The sequence below is a fragment of the Vibrio sp. R-1 genome (assembly GCF_035615595.1).
Taxonomy (GTDB): Bacteria; Pseudomonadota; Gammaproteobacteria; order Enterobacterales; family Vibrionaceae; genus Vibrio; species Vibrio cholerae.
Window position 1 is genome coordinate 1 of the sequence record NZ_WPDC01000177.1, and the last position, 1,618, is coordinate 1,618.

Annotated in this window: 2 protein-coding genes; both read right to left on the reverse strand. The window is 41.2% G+C overall.

The genetic code is table 11. The features are described 5' to 3' along the window. Positions 1 to 128 precede the first annotated feature (128 nt). A complete protein-coding gene (locus tag GOU96_RS17380; RefSeq protein ID WP_152108847.1) occupies positions 129 to 329 on the reverse strand; it encodes a hypothetical protein in 201 nt (66 codons plus the stop codon). An 810-nt stretch (positions 330 to 1,139) separates the two neighbouring features. Continuing rightward, the coding region (locus GOU96_RS17385) for a hypothetical protein (protein ID WP_324702054.1) at positions 1,140 to 1,618 on the reverse strand (479 nt) is incomplete at its 5' end.

Below are 1,618 nucleotides of genomic sequence, written 5' to 3' on the forward strand. Positions count from 1 at the left end.
GCTCGGAGAACTGTATAAGAGACAGCAACAAAGTTGTCTGCTGTTCATTTAGCAACGCAACCCTTTGCTTCTGTCTGCCACCATTCGTATCAAAGGTGCGGATTTCAAATCCGACCCTTCCGAACTCCTCAACGCTGGCGGGCTGTGCGCCACGCTGTGGGCTTTTTCCAATGGTAGGTGGGTGATGCCATCATTTCTTCATGTCGCCTTGCTGCGTTGGCTTTGGTGATGGCTTGCCGCTGGATTTCCCGTTTATCTGATGGGGTGAGAGTGTGCCCGTCATGCTCCATTGCGGCGATGGTTAACGCTGTCATCTGCTCTGGTGTCATGGAGTGTTATCCCTCCGGAGTGCTCTTGCCGATACTCCAATTTTGCCTGATTTTGAGAGATGCCGCATTTTACCTGCATGACCTAAGCAGGGATTCTTGCTTAGATTTAGTCTTGCCCCTTCACGACAGCCCCGCGTTAAGTGATTGATCTTTTCGGGCGCGCAATACTGCGTCATCAGGAAGACTGTATAGCTGGGCAGCGCTTGCGCCTCCCTAACTGGTTGATTTTGTTCCAAAGCACTTTTTGATGCTTTGGTTTCCCATTGCGGGGAAATCAGAAACGCTGTACAACCAACTGGCACTTTTATTAATTAAAACAATTAGTTACATGGAGTCTATACTAAACGAAAAGCAATACAACAACCAAGTCAAACTCAGTAACTCATTGTTTTTAAATTGATTTTACCCTTTGAGGCTGCCAAAAAACGGGCTCAGGTTGTTGTATTGATTCCTGATTTCCCTTATTTTTCATAATGATAGGAGAAACAATTAAACAACAACCAACCTCTTAAAAACGCTCATAAATAGCGACATTTTGCGGGTATACGCACCCGTACTTTTTTAAAGTCTCTGAAAGGACCCGTGAAACTGCTAATTACAGTGCTCATCACCGCCTTGTGTATTACTGCCATCTACAGACTTATCACCCGTGCGTCGCATCTCATTAAATCTATATGTTTGGATATATCCACAATTACAGCTGATGTTACGTTTCCTTGTTGTTGAGAACATCAAATGAAAAAATGCTAAAATATAATTTCTGCCATTGTAAAAATAAACTCTGATAAAAGTATATCGGTACAATCTTATTCAACCTGCAAGCATTTTATCTATAGCTCGCATAACTACATGCTTATCAACGTTACCATTAATGTAATCATTGAACAAAGAAACCCAAGCATTATGCATTTGAATGCTATTACTATTGGTCTCTTCAATTAAACGCCATGATACTGATGCATACTGTACTGCAAGCCATAATTCATTCCTTGATTTTTTCTCATCATCACTTTGTGGATTCTCTCCGGTTATCAGAGTTGTGTTACTTAACATTAATAGAATTTGTACTAAAAGACGCCGATACTCTTTTATCTCTGTTCGCTTAAGTGGATGATACCAAGCATACAGAGCCATAACTGCGGCAATACATGTAAGAAATGTAGCTATGGCACCAAGAGCAGTAAAAATAACAAGCAACTTATCTTTATCTACATATCCTAATGATAAACCTAGCATTACCCCTATAGCTCCAGCCATTAAGGTTTCAGGCTTACTAAACAACCATATCA